General features: G+C 70.7%; 13 protein-coding genes. 9 read left to right on the top strand and 4 right to left on the bottom strand.

Annotation, left to right across the window (positions count from 1 at the left end):
* Window positions 1–42: 42 nt before the first annotated feature.
* Window positions 43–879: a glutamate ABC transporter substrate-binding protein gene (locus ACWCPY_RS27910; protein WP_451269463.1), complete on the bottom strand. Its 837-nt coding sequence runs from the start codon at window positions 877–879 to the stop codon at window positions 43–45.
* Window positions 880–948: 69 nt separating this feature from the next.
* Entirely contained in the window at window positions 949–1,734 is a 786-nt protein-coding gene (locus tag ACWCPY_RS27905; protein ID WP_389981264.1) for an amino acid ABC transporter ATP-binding protein, read from the bottom strand.
* 357 nt (window positions 1,735–2,091) lie between these two features.
* Here ACWCPY_RS27905 and ACWCPY_RS27900 point away from each other — a divergent pair, with 357 nt between their 5' ends.
* A complete protein-coding gene (locus ACWCPY_RS27900; protein WP_329819299.1) occupies window positions 2,092–2,784 on the top strand; it encodes a response regulator transcription factor in 693 nt (230 codons plus the stop codon).
* Between the two features lie 15 nt (window positions 2,785–2,799).
* Window positions 2,800–4,194 (top strand): ATP-binding protein, encoded by a 1,395-nt coding sequence (locus ACWCPY_RS27895; RefSeq protein WP_451269460.1) that lies wholly within the window; start codon window positions 2,800–2,802, stop codon window positions 4,192–4,194.
* 24 nt (window positions 4,195–4,218) lie between these two features.
* Here the strand turns inward: ACWCPY_RS27895 and ACWCPY_RS27890 are convergent, their stop codons facing one another.
* The gene (locus ACWCPY_RS27890; protein WP_451269458.1) at window positions 4,219–5,217 is read right to left on the bottom strand and encodes a TAXI family TRAP transporter solute-binding subunit; all 999 of its coding nucleotides are present in this window, start codon (window positions 5,215–5,217) and stop codon (window positions 4,219–4,221) included.
* Between the two features lie 124 nt (window positions 5,218–5,341).
* Here ACWCPY_RS27890 and miaB point away from each other — a divergent pair, with 124 nt between their 5' ends.
* Together miaB and ACWCPY_RS27880 are read left to right on the top strand one after the other, a co-directional pair.
* Window positions 5,342–6,871, top strand: a complete 1,530-nt coding sequence (miaB, locus tag ACWCPY_RS27885) for a tRNA (N6-isopentenyl adenosine(37)-C2)-methylthiotransferase MiaB (protein ID WP_451269456.1) — start codon at window positions 5,342–5,344, stop codon at window positions 6,869–6,871.
* A gap of 59 nt (window positions 6,872–6,930) precedes the next feature.
* Complete coding sequence (locus ACWCPY_RS27880) at window positions 6,931–7,644, top strand: class III extradiol dioxygenase subunit B-like domain-containing protein (protein WP_451269454.1); 714 nt, start codon at window positions 6,931–6,933, stop codon at window positions 7,642–7,644.
* 83 nt (window positions 7,645–7,727) lie between these two features.
* Here ACWCPY_RS27880 and ACWCPY_RS27875 read toward each other — a convergent pair whose 3' ends face one another.
* Window positions 7,728–7,964 carry an antitoxin gene (locus ACWCPY_RS27875; protein WP_451269452.1) on the bottom strand — a complete coding sequence of 79 codons (237 nt, stop codon included), beginning with the start codon at window positions 7,962–7,964 and terminating at the stop codon, window positions 7,728–7,730.
* Between the two features lie 182 nt (window positions 7,965–8,146).
* Between ACWCPY_RS27875 and miaA the strand changes: the two genes are divergently transcribed.
* The 5 genes from miaA to ACWCPY_RS27850 all read left to right on the top strand — a co-directional run bounded on the left by miaA (window position 8,147) and on the right by ACWCPY_RS27850 (window position 14,513).
* Window positions 8,147–9,085 (top strand): tRNA (adenosine(37)-N6)-dimethylallyltransferase MiaA, encoded by a 939-nt coding sequence (gene miaA, locus ACWCPY_RS27870; protein WP_451269450.1) that lies wholly within the window; start codon window positions 8,147–8,149, stop codon window positions 9,083–9,085.
* Window positions 9,086–9,192: 107 nt separating this feature from the next.
* Window positions 9,193–9,630 carry a hypothetical protein gene (locus tag ACWCPY_RS27865; RefSeq protein ID WP_451269524.1) on the top strand — a complete coding sequence of 146 codons (438 nt, stop codon included), beginning with the start codon at window positions 9,193–9,195 and terminating at the stop codon, window positions 9,628–9,630.
* A 76-nt stretch (window positions 9,631–9,706) separates the two neighbouring features.
* Window positions 9,707–10,579 (top strand): diaminopimelate epimerase, encoded by an 873-nt coding sequence (dapF, locus tag ACWCPY_RS27860; RefSeq protein ID WP_451269448.1) that lies wholly within the window; start codon window positions 9,707–9,709, stop codon window positions 10,577–10,579.
* A 208-nt stretch (window positions 10,580–10,787) separates the two neighbouring features.
* Entirely contained in the window at window positions 10,788–12,962 is a 2,175-nt protein-coding gene (locus ACWCPY_RS27855) for a RelA/SpoT family protein (protein ID WP_451269446.1), read from the top strand.
* Between the two features lie 96 nt (window positions 12,963–13,058).
* Window positions 13,059–14,513: a M1 family metallopeptidase gene (locus ACWCPY_RS27850; protein WP_451269444.1), complete on the top strand. Its 1,455-nt coding sequence runs from the start codon at window positions 13,059–13,061 to the stop codon at window positions 14,511–14,513.
* The last annotated feature ends 105 nt before the right edge of the window (window positions 14,514–14,618 follow it).

Below are 14,618 nucleotides of genomic sequence, written 5' to 3'. Positions count from 1 at the left end.
GCGCGCCGCCGTTCACGGACGGCGCGCCCGGTCAGCCCTGCTTCACTTGACGATGTTGCCGATCTTCGGGGCGGGCTCGTTCTTGTAGTTCGCCGGGCCGAAGTTGTCCTTCACGGCCTTGTCCCAGGAACCGTCCGAGACCATCTTGGTGAGCGCGGCGTCGACCTTCTTCTTGAGGTCGGCGTCGCCCTTCTTCAGGCCGATGCCGTAGTTCTCGTTGGTCATCTTGAAACCGGCCAGCTTGAACTTGCCCTGGAAGCTCGCCTGCGAGGCGTAGCCCGCCAGGATGCTGTCATCGGTGGTCAGCGCGTCGATGGCCTTGTTCTCCAGGCCGGTCAGGCACTCCGAGTAGCCGCCGTACGTCTGGAGCTGCGCCTTCGGCGCGAGCTTGTCCTTGACGTTCTTGGCCGAGGTCGAGCCGGCGACCGAACACAGCTTCTTGTTGTTCAGGTCGGCCGGGGACTTGATCGAGTTGTCGTCGGCGCGGACGAGGATGTCCTGGTGGGCCAGCAGGTAAGGACCGGCGAAGTCGACCTTCTGCAGGCGCTCGTCGTTGATCGAGTAGGAGGCGGCGATGAACTTGACGTCACCGCGCTCGATCGCGGTCTCGCGGTCGGCGCTCTTGGTCTCCTTGAAGACGATGTCCTTGGCGTCGTAGCCGAGTTCCTTGGCCACGTACGTGGCGACATCGACGTCGAAGCCGGTGTACTTGCCGTCCGGGGTCTTCAGGCCGATGCCCGGCTGGTCGATCTTGATGCCGATCGTGATCTTCTTGCCGTCGCCCGAGCCGCCGTCCTCCTTGTCGGAACCACAGGCGGTGGCGGTGATGGCGAGGGCGAGCACGGCGGCCGAGGCGGCGGTGACCTTACGAAGCTGCATGGTGGTTTTCCCTAGAGTTGACGCGATGTGAGTGATCAGCCGGTCCGGGGCCCGGCGGTGCAGGATCAATCAGTGGTGAAGGATCTTCGACAGGAAGTCCTTGGCCCGGTCACTGCGCGGGTTGCTGAAGAACTGGTCGGGCGTGGCCTCTTCGACGATCTTTCCGTCGGCCATGAAGACGACCCGGTTCGCGGCCGAGCGCGCGAAGCCCATCTCATGGGTGACGACGACCATCGTCATGCCGTCCCGGGCGAGCTGCTGCATGACCTCCAGCACCTCGTTGATCATCTCCGGGTCGAGTGCCGATGTCGGCTCGTCGAAGAGGATCACCTTCGGGTCCATCGCCAACGCCCGTGCGATGGCCACGCGTTGCTGCTGACCGCCGGAGAGCTGGGCGGGGTACTTGTCGGCCTGCGTCGCCACACCCACCCGGTCGAGCAGCGAACGGGCCTTGTCCTCGGCGGACTTCTTGTCCGTCCTGCGGACCTTGATCTGGCCCAGCATCACGTTCTCGAGCACCGTCTTGTGCGCGAAGAGATTGAACGACTGGAAGACCATGCCGACGTCGGCGCGCAGCCTGGCCAGCTCCCTGCCCTCTTCGGGCAGCGGCTTGCCGTCGATCGAGATGGCGCCCGAGTCGATCGTCTCCAAGCGGTTGATCGTGCGGCACAGCGTGGACTTCCCGGACCCGGAGGGCCCGATGACGACCACGACCTCGCCACGGGCGATGGTCAGGTCGATGTCCTGGAGCACATGCAGCGCGCCGAAGTGCTTGTTGACGTTGCTCAGTACGACAAGGTCGTTCGCCGCGGGCGCGGCGTCCTCGGCGCCCTTGGTCACTGAAACTCCGCTCATCGGCTTCTTGCTCCGTCCTCCTCGGTTGGGAAGGACCCTAGTGACGGGGTGCTACCAGCGTCATTACATCTGAGCGGAAATTGAGGATAACGATCCGGCGGCAACCGGACACTCCGTGTGAAGGGGGTGCGGGGTGTGACGCCTGCGGCGTACCGGGTGGATAACAGATGGCCGGATGCGGCGGGCGGGCCTTGACTGACCTGCCTCTCATCGGAGTGGATGCCCTGGTACGCCATGACGTGAAACGCCTCGGTACGGGGAAGTGACGGGGAGCGTACGAGAGACCGCACCGAAACTTCTGCCGACGCGTACCGGCACCGCACGATCGAAACCATCGGGGAACCGGAGAGGGAGGCCATGAGACTGCTGCTCGTCGAGGACGACAACCACGTCGCGGCCGCCCTCTCCGCCATCCTGGCCCGGCACGGCTTCCGGGTCGTGCACGCGCGCAGCGGCGAGGAGGCACTGCAGGCGCTGCTGCCCGCGGACACGGAGCCCTTCGGTGTCGTGCTCCTCGACCTCGGCCTGCCCGACCAGGACGGCTACGAGGTGTGCGGGAAGATCCGCAAGCGCACCTCCACCCCGGTGATCATGGTGACCGCGCGCGCCGACGTCCGGTCGCGCATCCACGGCCTCAACCTCGGCGCCGACGACTACGTGGTCAAGCCGTACGACACCGGCGAACTCCTCGCCCGTATCCACGCCGTCAGCCGGCGCAAGACGACCGGCGAGGACACCGTGCCCACGCCCGTCGCCGCACTGCGCCTCGGGCACGTCCACATCGAGCTGCCGACCCGCCGGGTCAGCGTCGACGGGGCGGAAGTCCAGCTCACCCGCAAGGAGTTCGATCTGCTCGCGCTGCTCGCCCAGCGCCCCGGAGTGGTGTTCCGCCGGGAGCAGATCATCAGCGAGGTGTGGCGTACCAGCTGGGAGGGCACGGGCCGCACGCTCGAAGTCCACGTCGCCTCCCTGCGCTCCAAGCTGCGGCTGCCCGCACTGATCGAGACGGTGCGCGGGGTCGGCTACCGGCTCGTCGCCCCGTCCGCGTAGAGGCGTACGTCCCAGGTGCGCACCCGGCTGCTTCCCCTGCTCATCATTCTCATGGCGGGCGTGCTGCTCGCCCTCGGCTTCCCGCTGGCCGTCAGCGTGGCGGCGGCCCAGCAGCAACGCGTCGTCATCGACCGCATCGACGACACGGCGCGCTTCGCCGCACTCGCGCAGTTCATCACCGAGCGGGCGGCAGGTTACGACGAGCGCCGGCGCACCCTGCGCAGCGAACTCGACACCTACGCGTCGGTGTACGGCATCCGCGCCGGTGTCTTCTACCGCGACGACAGCGCCATGGCGAAGGCGCCCGCCGCCTGGCAGCTCCCGATCGAGGGGGAGGGGCGCGAGGCGTTCAAGGAGGCCCTGCTCGGCCGGCGCAGCCATGATCCGCCGCAGGTCTGGCCGTGGCAGGACGGCAGGGTCGTCGTCGCCTCACCCGTCGTACGGGACGGCGACGTGGTCGCCGTCGTCGTGCTCGACTCGCCCACCGGGGAGATGCGCGCGCGCACGCTGCGCGGCTGGCTGCTGATCGCGGCCGGCGAAGCGGTCGCGATGCTGGTCGCGGTCGGCGCCGCGATCCGCCTCACCGGCTGGGTGCTGCTGCCCGTACGGACCCTGGACGCCGCCACCCACGACATCGCCAGCGGGCGGATGAGGTCCCGGGTCGCGGCTTCCGGCGGGCCGCCGGAACTGCGGCGCCTGGCCCGGTCGTTCAACGAGATGGCCGACAACGTCGAGGACGTGCTGGAGCAGCAGCGTGCCTTCGTCGCCGACGCCTCGCACCAGCTGCGCAACCCCCTTGCCGCCCTGCTGCTGCGGATCGAGCTCCTCGCGCTGGAACTCCCCGAGGACAACGAGGAGATCGCCTCCGTGCGCACGGAGGGCAAGCGTCTCGCGCAGGTCCTCGACGACCTGCTCGACCTGGCGCTGGCCGAACACGCCGCGGCCGATCTCCGGCTCACGGACATCGGCGCGCTCACCGCGGAGCGCGTCGCGTCCTGGCGGCCGCTCGCCGAGGAGAAGGGGGTACGGCTCAGGACGGACGGCCCGTCCGCCGTGACCGCCTGGGCGGACCCCATCGCACTGTCGAGCGCCCTGGACGCGATCATCGACAACGCCCTGAAGTTCACCCCGGCCGAGGAGGAGGTCGTCGTCACGGTCGCCTCCGGCCCCGACGACGTCACGGTCGTCGTCGCCGACCGCGGACCGGGTCTCACGGCGGCGGAGATGGAACGCATCGGCGACCGCTTCTGGCGCAGCACCCAGCATCAGAACATCCGGGGTTCCGGCCTCGGGCTCTCCATCTCGCAGGCGCTCCTGGCAGCCGGCGGCGGCTCCCTGGGCTACGCGGCCCACGAGCCGCACGGGCTGCGGGTGACGGTCTCGGTACCGCGCAACGGCCCGCAGGGCTGAGCGCGACGCGACCGGGGAGAACGGTCAGGGCTTGACCGAGCGGTAGTAGCGGCTGGCCCCCTCGTGCAGCGGCAGCGGATCGGTGTAGATCGCCGTACGCAGATCCACCAGCTGGGCGGCGTGCACCTCGCGCCCGATCCGGTCCCGGCTGTCGATCACGGTCCGGGTGAACGCCTCCGTCAGCGCCGGGTCCGAACGGTCCGTGGTCACCAGCACATTGGCGACCGCGACCGTCGGCACCGCCTGGTCCTGGTGCGCGTTGCGGTAGGCGTCGGCGGGCATCATCGCCGAACGGTAGTAGCGGGCGGACCCGCCCGCCGCCTGGAGCTCCTTGACCAGCGAAGCCTCCAGCGGCACCAGCCGTATCGCGAACCGGTCCGACAACTCCTGCACGGCGGACGTGGGCAGCCCGCCGGACCAGAAGAAGGCGTCGAGCCGGTCGTCCTCCAGCTGCTTCGGCATGGTGTCGATACCGGCGGAGACCGGTTCCACGTCCTCGGTGGGATCGAGACCCGCGGCCGTCATCAGCCGGTCGGCGACCAGCCGTACGCCCGAACCGCGCTGCCCCACCCCGACACGCTTTCCGCGCAGATCCGAGACCTTCCGTATCTCCGAGTCGCGGGGCACGACCAGTTGGATGTAGTCGTCGTACAGCCGCACACAGCCCCGCAGCCGGTCGGCGCCGGGCTTGCCGCCGCGCAGATAGGTGGCGAGGGCGTCGGTGGTGGCGATGGTGAAGTCGGCCTTCCCGGTCGCCACCCGTTCGATGTTCTGCTGCGATCCCTCACTGGTCTGCAGCCGTATCGACACCTTGGGCAGATCCCTGGCCAGGTCCCCCTTGAGACGCTCGCCGTAGCGCTGGTAGACCCCGCTGCGCACACCGGTGCTGAAGGTCAGCGTTCCGGTCGGTGCCGGCTGCCCGAGCGGCAGCAGCCACCACAGCAGCAGCCCGAGCACGACGGCGACGGCGGCGCACGCCTGAAGAACGCGTCGCCTGCCGATACGGGAGAGTGCCTGGAGCATGGCGGCGATCCTGCCAGCCGACTGCGGCGATGACCAGGGCAGGACGCCCGCTCACCACGGACCGGCCGGTGATCACCGCGGCCGCCCGCCGGGGCCCCTCCCGGGACCACCTACCCTGGAGGGCATGACCAGCAGCAGCGACCGGAGCCCCGCAGTGAGCGTCGAGGGACCCAAGACCTACGAAGTCCGCACCTACGGGTGCCAGATGAACGTCCATGACTCCGAGCGGTTGTCGGGGCTGCTGGAGGGCGCGGGCTACGTCCGTGCGGACGAGGGTTCCGACGGCGACGCGGACGTCGTCGTCTTCAACACCTGCGCGGTGCGGGAGAACGCCGACAACAAGCTCTACGGCAACCTCGGCCGGCTCGCTCCGATGAAGACCAGGCGGCCGGGCATGCAGATCGCCGTGGGCGGCTGCCTGGCGCAGAAGGACCGCGACACCATCGTCGAGCGGGCCCCCTGGGTCGACGTCGTCTTCGGCACGCACAACATCGGCAAGCTGCCCGTGCTGCTGGAGCGTGCCCGTATCCAGGAAGAGGCGCAGATCGAGATCGCCGAATCCCTGGAGGCCTTCCCCTCCACGCTCCCCACCCGACGCGAGTCCGCCTACGCCGCGTGGGTCTCGATCTCCGTCGGCTGCAACAACACCTGCACGTTCTGCATCGTCCCGGCCCTGCGCGGCAAGGAGAAGGACCGCCGCACCGGCGACATCCTCGCCGAGATCGAGGCCCTGGTCGCCGAGGGAGTCTCGGAGATCACCCTGCTCGGCCAGAACGTGAACGCCTACGGCTCCGACATCGGCGACCGCGAGGCCTTCTCCAAGCTGCTGCGCGCCTGCGGGAGGATCGAAGGGCTGGAGCGGGTCCGCTTCACCTCGCCGCACCCCCGTGACTTCACGGACGACGTGATCGCGGCGATGGCCGAGACGCCCAATGTGATGCCGCAGCTCCACATGCCGATGCAGTCGGGCTCCGACACGATCCTCAGGGCGATGCGGCGCTCGTACCGGCAGGAGCGTTTCCTCGGCATCATCGAGAAGGTGCGCGCCGCGATGCCGGACGCCGCCATCTCCACCGACATCATCGTGGGCTTCCCCGGCGAGACCGAGGAGGACTTCGAGCAGACCATGCACGCGGTCCGCGAGGCGCGCTTCGCCAACGCCTTCACCTTCCAGTACTCCAAGCGTCCCGGGACCCCCGCCGCCGAGATGGAGGGGCAGATCCCCAAGGAGGTCGTCCAGGAGCGGTACATGCGTCTGTCCGCCCTCCAGGAGGAGATCTCCTGGGAGGAGAACAAGAAGCAGGTCGGCCGGACGCTGGAGATCATGGTCGCGGAGGGCGAGGGCCGCAAGGACGGCGCCACCCACCGCCTCTCCGGCCGCGCCCCCGACAACCGCCTGGTCCACTTCACCAAGCCGGACCAGGACGTGCGACCGGGCGACGTGGTGACGGTCGAGATCACCTACGCGGCCCCGCACCACCTCCTCGCAGAGGGAGCACCGGTGGCCGTGCGGCGGACCCGGGCCGGGGACGCCTGGGAGAGGCGCACCGCTGCCGAGGCCGCCAAGCCGGCCGGAGTGATGCTGGGGCTGCCGGGCATCGGAGTCCCGGCGCCGCTGCCGGCCGCGGCGGCGCCCGGCTGCGCCATCGACTGACAACGGGAGCCCGACGGCGGCCGGCCCGCGTGCCGGGGGCACGCAGTACGCTGCCCACCATGCTTGCCGCCGCCGCTGTCTGCCCCTGCCCGCCCCTGCTGGTACCCGAGGTCGCCGCCGGTGCCGCGCCCGAGCTCGATGCCGCGCGGGACGCCTGCGCCGAGGCCCTCGGTGTGCTCGCGGCCGCGCGTCCCGATCTGCTGATCGTGGTCGGGCCCGCGGACCTGACGGGGCGCGGCCCGCACCCCGAGGGGGCCACCGGCACCTTCAAGGGCTTCGGCGTCGACCTGGGCGTCCGGCTCGGGCGCGACCGGGGACCGGTGGCGGACGACACGCTCCCGCCGTCCCTCTCCGTCGGCGCGTGGCTGCTGGCCCGCGCGGGATGGGACGGTGCGCCGGTCGAGGGGCTGGGCGTGGGGGAGCCGCTGGAGACCGACCGCTGTACGAGCGCAGGACGGGACCTGGCCGCCCGGGCGGACCGGGTCGCGCTGCTCGTGATGGGCGACGGCAGCGCCTGCCGCACGCTCAAGGCCCCGGGCTATCTGGACCATCGGGCCGAAGCCTTCGACGCGGCGGCCGCCCGGGCGCTGGGCGCCGCGGACACCGGCGCGCTGACCGCGCTGGACGCGTCACTCGCGCACGAGCTGAAGGCGGCCGGCCGGGCGCCCTGGCAGGTCCTCGCGGGCGCGGCGCAGGGGGCGGGGCTGGCCGGGCGGCTGCTGTACGAGAACGCTCCGTACGGCGTGGGCTACCTGGTCGCCGCCTGGTCCTGAGCCCCCGCCGCCCGGGACATACGGCCGGCGGCCGTACAGCGTCGCCGCTCCACGGCCGTCCGCCGGACTTGATCAGTTCATGGTCAGGAAGCGGGCGGCGTACCACCCTCGTCCTTGTGGGTCAGGCGCTCGACCGCGTCCTTGGCCTTCCTCGTACCGGACTCGATCTTGTCGCTGTACTTGCCCTTGGTCTTTTGGTCGACCGTCCGTGCGGCCTTGTCGAGTCCCTGGTCGATCTTGTCCCCGTGCTGATGCGCGAGTTCGCCGACCTTTTCCCTGGCGGGGCTCAGCTTGGCCTTCAAATTGTCCAGGAAGCCCATCGGGCACCTTCCCTGCTGGGGGACTACGGATCGGGCGTTTCTCCAAACCATGAAAAAACACCCATATGCAATTTGGATTCTACTGTCGTGGGAGAAGATCCGCGCCGTTCGGCGTGCCTGCGGCGTCACCGGGCAAACTCATTCGTTCGGGAGGAGGCGCGGAGGTTTGCGAGACTGTGGCGGTGAGAAGTTCAGCTCCCGCACCGCGGGTCATCACCGTCGTCGGTCCCACTGCAGCCGGAAAGTCCGATCTGGGGGTATTCCTTGCTCAGCAGCTCGACGGCGAAGTGGTCAACGCCGACTCCATGCAGCTCTACCGCGGGATGGACATCGGCACCGCGAAGCTGACGCTCGCCGAACGCGAATCCGTCCCGCACCACCTGCTGGACATCTGGGACGTCACCGAGACCGCCAGCGTCGCCGAGTACCAGCGGCTGGCCCGCGCCGAGATCGACCGGCTGCTCGCCGCCGGCCGCACCCCCGTCCTGGTCGGCGGCTCCGGGCTCTATGTGAAGGGCACCATCGACGCCCTGGAGTTTCCCGGCACGGACCCTGACGTACGGGCCAGGCTGGAGGCGGAACTGGCCGAGCGCGGCTCCGGAGCGCTGCACGCGCGGCTCGCCGCCGCCGACCCCGGGGCGGGCCGGGCCATCCTGCCGAGCAACGGCCGCCGTATCGTCCGGGCCCTCGAGGTCATCGAGATCACCGGCAAGCCCTTCACCGCCAATCTCCCCGGTAACGATGCGGTGTACGACACCGTCCAGATCGGCGTCGACGTGGCCCGCCCCGAACTCGACGAACGCATCGCTCTGAGGGTCGACCGGATGTGGGCGGCCGGACTCGTGGACGAGGTCCGCGCCCTGGAGGCACAGGGGCTGCGCGAAGGACGGACCGCGTCCCGGGCGCTCGGCTACCAGCAGGTGCTGGCCGCGCTGGCCCGGGAATGCACCGAGGAGGAGGCGCGTGTCGAGACCGTGCGCGCCACCAAGCGCTTCGCGCGCCGGCAGGACTCGTGGTTCCGCCGCGACCCGCGGGTCCACTGGCTGAGCGGCGCCGCGGCGGACCGGGGGGAACTCCCGCGCCGGGCGCTGGCGTTGATCGAACGAGCGGTTACAGCCTGATCACGTGATGGCATCGGGAAGCCCTGCCCGTCATTTCGGTGACCCGGAGCGTGCCATCATCGAGCATCGATCGACCAGTGGAGTCCGAGTTGGGAGGGCGCGTGGCGATGGAGGCCGGCCCTCGCGACACTGAACAAGACGCACCGGACGAGCTGCACGGGACAGGAAGTCTGAGCCCCGACGGGCCGGACGAACTCGAAGCGACCCCCGAGGTCGAGGTCGAGCTGCGTCCCGCGCGCCGGCTGCGGATCTGGCAGCTGGCACCGATCGTCATGCTCGCCGCGGTGGGATCGCTGATGTTCGCCTTCCCCCTGGCCTTCGAGTTCGGCGACGGCGGCGCGGTCGTGGCCATGCTGGGCCTGCTGATCAGCTGCTGCGCGGCGGGCTGGGGCATGATGGCCGCCCGCCGCGTGGGATACACCTGGCCCGGGCTGCCGCAGCGGGGCTCGGGCGAGCGGTCCGACTGGCGGGTGATCGCCCTGTACGTCGTCGTCGTGGGCGCGCTGGTGGCGCTGGCCATCTGGCGCGTGGCACGGCTCCGCTGACCCCCTGCCCTCGCGCCGGGGTCCGCGGGACCGCCTGGCGCCGCCGGTTGCCGGCGCCGTTTCGTACAGTTGCCCTGTGAGCACCTCGCAGATCGCCTTCCTCAAGGGTCACGGCACCGAGAACGACTTCGTGATCGTTCCCGACCCGGACAACACCATCGACCTGCCCGCGTCCGCCGTGGCCCGGCTCTGCGACCGCCGCGCCGGTATCGGCGGTGACGGACTGCTGCACGCCGTACGGTCCGCCGCGCACCCCGAGGCGCGGGCCATGGCGGGTGAGGCCGAGTGGTTCATGGACTACCGCAACGCGGACGGCTCGATCGCCGAGATGTGCGGCAACGGCGTACGGGTCTTCGCCGGGTACCTCCAGCGCGCCGGGCACGTCGAGGAGGGCGACCTCGCCGTCGCGACCCGGGGCGGCGTGAAGAAGGTGCACATCGCCAAGGACGGCGAGATCACGGTCTCCATGGGGCGCGCGCTCCTGCCCGGGAAGGGCGTCACGGTCAGCCTCGGCGGCCGCAGCTGGGACGCCCGCAACGTGAACATGGGCAACCCCCACGCGGTGGCCTTCGTCGAGGACCTGGCGCATGCCGGCGATCTGCTTGCGGTGCCGCCCTACAGCCCTGCGGCCGTCTACCCCGAGGGCGTCAACATCGAGTTCGTCGTGGACCGCGGACCGCGCCATGTCGCCATGCGGGTCCACGAACGCGGCTCGGGTGAGACCCGCTCCTGCGGCACGGGCGCCTGCGCCGTGGCTGTCGCAGCGGCCCGCAGGGACGGCGCGGACCCCTCGGAGACCGGCACCCCCGTCACCTACACGGTGGATCTGCCCGGCGGCACCCTCGTGATCACCGAGCGGCCGGACGGCGAGATCGAGATGACCGGACCGGCCGTGATCGTGGCCGAGGGCCTGATCGACACCGACTGGCTCGAAGCGGACAACGCCTAGGTTCTTCCGCTCGGATCAGGCCGGATCCGGACCCGCGAGCCCGGCCCGGTCCAAACGAGAGGCCCCGGAGCTTCGCTCGAATGGGTGATCCGTTTCACGCTGGGCGAGAGCGGGACTCCGCCACGTGGTGGGCTCGGTAGCATCAAGCACCGGCCCGGAGGCGCGACCGCACCTTCCCACCGCCGGTCGATGCCGCCGGAGGTGCCCCATGAGTGCAGAGGCCACCAGCCCAGATGCCCCCATCCGCAGACGGGGCCGCCCCCGGATCGATCTGCGCCGGCTCGGCCGCGTCGCGCTGCTCGGCCCCGTCTCCCGCGACCGGCTGCCCGACGCCATCGGCCATGTCGCCGAGGCCCACCGGGCCCACCACCCGGACGCGGACCTCTCGATCCTGCGCCGGGCCTACGTGCTCGCGGAGTCCTCGCACCGCGGACAGATGCGCAAGAGCGGCGAGCCGTACATCACGCACCCGCTCGCGGTCACGCTGATCCTCGCCCAGCTCGGCGCCGAGACGACGACACTCACCGCGTCGCTGCTCCACGACACCGTCGAGGACACCGATGTGACCCTCGATCAGGTACGGGACCAGTTCGGCGACGAGGTCTGCTATCTCGTCGACGGCGTCACCAAGCTCGAAAAGGTCGACTACGGAGCGGCCGCCGAGCCGGAGACCTTCCGCAAGATGCTGGTCGCCACCGGGAACGACGTCCGGGTCATGTCGATCAAGCTCGCCGACCGGCTGCACAACATGCGCACCCTCGGCGTGATGCGGCCCGAGAAACAGGCCAGGATCGCCAGGGTCACCCGTGACGTGCTGATCCCGCTGGCCGAACGGCTCGGCGTGCAGGCACTCAAGACCGAGCTGGAGGACCTGGTCTTCGCGATCCTCCACCCCGAGGAGTACGAACGGACCCGCACGCTGATCGCCGCCGCGTCGGCACGGCCGGACGGCTCCGGCGCCGCCCGCCAGGACCCGCTCGCCGCCATCGCGGAGAACGTCACGACGGTGCTGCGGGAGGCCGGCATCCCCGCCGAAGTCCTCATCAGGCCACGCCACTTCGTCTCCGTGCACCGGGTCGGCGTCAAACGCGGCGAGCTGCGCGGCACCGACTTCGGCCGGCTGCTGGTGCTCGTCGGCGAGGACGCCGACTGCTATGCCGTGCTCGGGGAGCTGCACACCTGCTTCACCCCGGTGATCTCCGAGTTCAAGGACTTCATCGCCGCACCCAAGTTCAACCTGTACCAGTCGCTGCACACCGCCGTCGTGGGCGAGGACGGGGCGGTCGCCGAAGTCCTCATCCGTACCCACCGGATGCACAAGGTCGCCGAGGCCGGGGTCATCGCCCTCGGCAGTCCGTACGCGGCGGACAGCGGTACCGGCCCCCAGACGGCCGAACCCGCGGACGGCGAGCGCGCCGACCCCACCCGGCCCGGCTGGCTCTCCCGTCTCCTCGAATGGCAGCAGTCCGCCCCGGACCCCGACACCTTCTGGACCACGCTCCGCGCCGACCTGGCCCAGGACCGGGAGATCACGGTCTTCCGGACCGACGGCGGCACGCTCGGACTGCCCGCCGGAGCCAGCTGCATCGACGCCGCCTACGCGCAGTACGGGGACCGGGCGCACAACTGCATCGGCGCCCGGGTCAACGGCCGGCTGGCCACCCTCGGCACCGTACTCAGCGACGGCGACACCGTGCAGCTGCTGCTCGCCGAGGACGCCGCCTCGGGCCCCTCGCCCGACTGGCTCGACCACGCCAGGACCCCCGCCGCCCGCATCGCCATCAGCGGCTGGCTGGACACCCACCCCGAGGACAGCCCGGGCCCGCACGGCGGCCGGACCGGGACCGGGCAGTCGGCGCAGGGGCACTCCAGGCCCGGACCGCAGCAGCAGGAGCCGAGCGGCGCCGGGGCCGCCATGGCCCAGGACGGTAGTGCGACCGCCGTGGTGGACCGCCCGGACGCCACCGTACGGCTCGCGGGCTGCTGCACCCCCGCACCACCCGATGCCGTCACCGGGTTCGTGGTGCGCGGCGGCGCCGTCACCGTCCACCGGCTGGAATGTCCCGCCGTCGCCCGGATGCGGTCGGTCGGCAGGTCGCCCGTCGCTGTGAGCTGGGAAGACTCCACCGAGTGCCGGGTCACGCTGGTCGCCGAGTCCTTCGGGCGCCCCCGGCTGCTCGCCGACCTCACCGAGGCGATCGCGACGGCGGACGCGGCGATCATCGCCGCCACCGTCGAACCGCCCAGCGAACAGCGTGTCCGGCACACCTACACCCTGCAGCTCCCCGACGCGGCCGGACTGCCCGCCCTGATGCGCGCGATGCGTGACGTGCCCGGGGTGTACGACGTGAGCCGCACCCGGCACCCCGCCGCCACCGTCTGACGCCGGCGGGCAGCTGCCGTCCGCCGTACGCTCTCATTCGGGTGGCGCGGCGCGCGCCGCGCCTGCTCGGCGGGAAGTCGCTGGTAGCGGTAGTTCATGCCGTTCATCTCCCGCCGTCTGCGGGCCGCTCTGCTGGTCACCGCATCAGCCACCCTCGTCGCAGCCACCCTCCCCTCACCCGTGCCGCTCGGCATCGGGGATCCGCTCTTCCCCCATCTCGGCAACCCCGGGTACGACGTCCGCGCCTACGACATCGGACTGACCTACCACGGCGACAACAGCAAGCCGCTGGACGCCGTCACCAGGATCGACGCGCGCACCACCGAGCCGCTCGACCGGATCAACCTCGACTTCACCCGGGGCACTGTCCGCAGCGTCGAAGTCAACGGTCTGCGCGCCGACTTCGCCGTCACGGACGAGGACCTGGTCATCGAGCCACTGGGCCGGCTCCCCGCCGGGGTGCCGCTGCGCATCACCGTCCATCACACCAGCGACCCCAACGGCGACCAGGACAGCGGCGGCTGGCTGCGCACCGCCGACGGTCTGGCGATGGCCAATCAGGCCGACGCCGCGCACCGGGTCTTCCCCAGCAACGACCACCCCGCCGACAAGGCGTACTTCACCTTCCGGGTCACGGCGCCCAAGGACCTCACCGTGGTGGCCAACGGACTGTCCGCCGGCACGGCCCGGCACGGCGCCGACACCACCTGGACCTACCGGACCGAACACCCCATGGCCACCGAACTGGCCCAGGTCTCCATCGGGCGCTCCACCGTCCTGCACCGGACCGGCCCGCACGGGCTGCCGGTACGCGACGTGGTGCCCACCGCCGACCGCGAGCGCCTCGAACCCCGGCTCAGCAGGACCCCCGCCCAGCTGGAATGGATGGAACGACAGGTCGGCCGCTACCCCTTCGAGACGTACGGACTGCTCGTCGCCGCCAACGACACCGGCTTCGAGCTGGAGACCCAGACGCTCTCGCTCTTCGAACGGTCCCTGTTCACCGGAACCGGCTATCCCGAGTGGTACCTCGACTCGATCATGGTGCACGAGCTCGCCCACCAGTGGTTCGGCGACAGCGTCTCGCCGCAGAGCTGGTCCGACCTGTGGCTCAACGAAGGACATGCCACCTGGTACGAGGCCCGCTACGCCGAGGAGCACGCCGGCAAGCAGCTGGAGCGCCGGATGCGCGAGGCATACACCAAATCCGATGGCTGGCGCGCGGCCGGCGGCCCGCCGGCCCGCCCCGACGCCCCGGAACCCGGACAGAAGATCAGCCTGTTCCGGCCGGTGGTGTACGACGGCAGCGCGCTGATCCTCTACGCGCTGCGCCAGGAGATCGGCGCCAGCGCGTTCGACCGGCTGGAGCGGAGCTGGGTGCGCAAGCACCGGGACTCCAATGCCACCACCGAGGACTTTGTCCGGCTGGCCTCCCGGACCGCGGGCCGCGACCTGAGCTCGTTCCTCGACGGCTGGCTCTACGGGGAGAAGACCCCGCCCATGCCGGGGCACCCGGACTGGCACAGCGCGGCGCCTGCGGCACAGCGATAAACCGGGGTGACTGGCGAGGTACGGCCGTGCCACTATCGACGGGTCGCCGCGGCGGCCGGACCGGGGATTCACGACAGCGGGAATCATCGGAAGGGGTCACGCGTT

This window comes from Streptomyces sp. NPDC002403 (genome assembly GCF_053593015.1).
This window is presented reverse-complemented; position numbering and strand designations above follow the sequence as displayed.

Coding starts and splice junctions, on each gene's coding strand:
- ACWCPY_RS27910 (WP_451269463.1), bottom strand. CDS start 879: ATGCAGCTTCGTAAGGTCACCGCCGCCTCGGCCGCCGTGCTCGCCCTC.
- ACWCPY_RS27880 (WP_451269454.1), top strand. CDS start 6,931: ATGCTTGCCGCCGCCGCTGTCTGCCCCTGCCCGCCCCTGCTGGTACCC.
- ACWCPY_RS27850 (WP_451269444.1), top strand. CDS start 13,059: ATGCCGTTCATCTCCCGCCGTCTGCGGGCCGCTCTGCTGGTCACCGCA.
- ACWCPY_RS27900 (WP_329819299.1), top strand. CDS start 2,092: ATGAGACTGCTGCTCGTCGAGGACGACAACCACGTCGCGGCCGCCCTC.
- ACWCPY_RS27875 (WP_451269452.1), bottom strand. CDS start 7,964: ATGGGCTTCCTGGACAATTTGAAGGCCAAGCTGAGCCCCGCCAGGGAA.
- ACWCPY_RS27865 (WP_451269524.1), top strand. CDS start 9,193: ATGGAGGCCGGCCCTCGCGACACTGAACAAGACGCACCGGACGAGCTG.
- miaB (WP_451269456.1), top strand. CDS start 5,342: ATGACCAGCAGCAGCGACCGGAGCCCCGCAGTGAGCGTCGAGGGACCC.
- ACWCPY_RS27855 (WP_451269446.1), top strand. CDS start 10,788: ATGAGTGCAGAGGCCACCAGCCCAGATGCCCCCATCCGCAGACGGGGC.
- ACWCPY_RS27905 (WP_389981264.1), bottom strand. CDS start 1,734: ATGAGCGGAGTTTCAGTGACCAAGGGCGCCGAGGACGCCGCGCCCGCG.
- ACWCPY_RS27890 (WP_451269458.1), bottom strand. CDS start 5,217: ATGCTCCAGGCACTCTCCCGTATCGGCAGGCGACGCGTTCTTCAGGCG.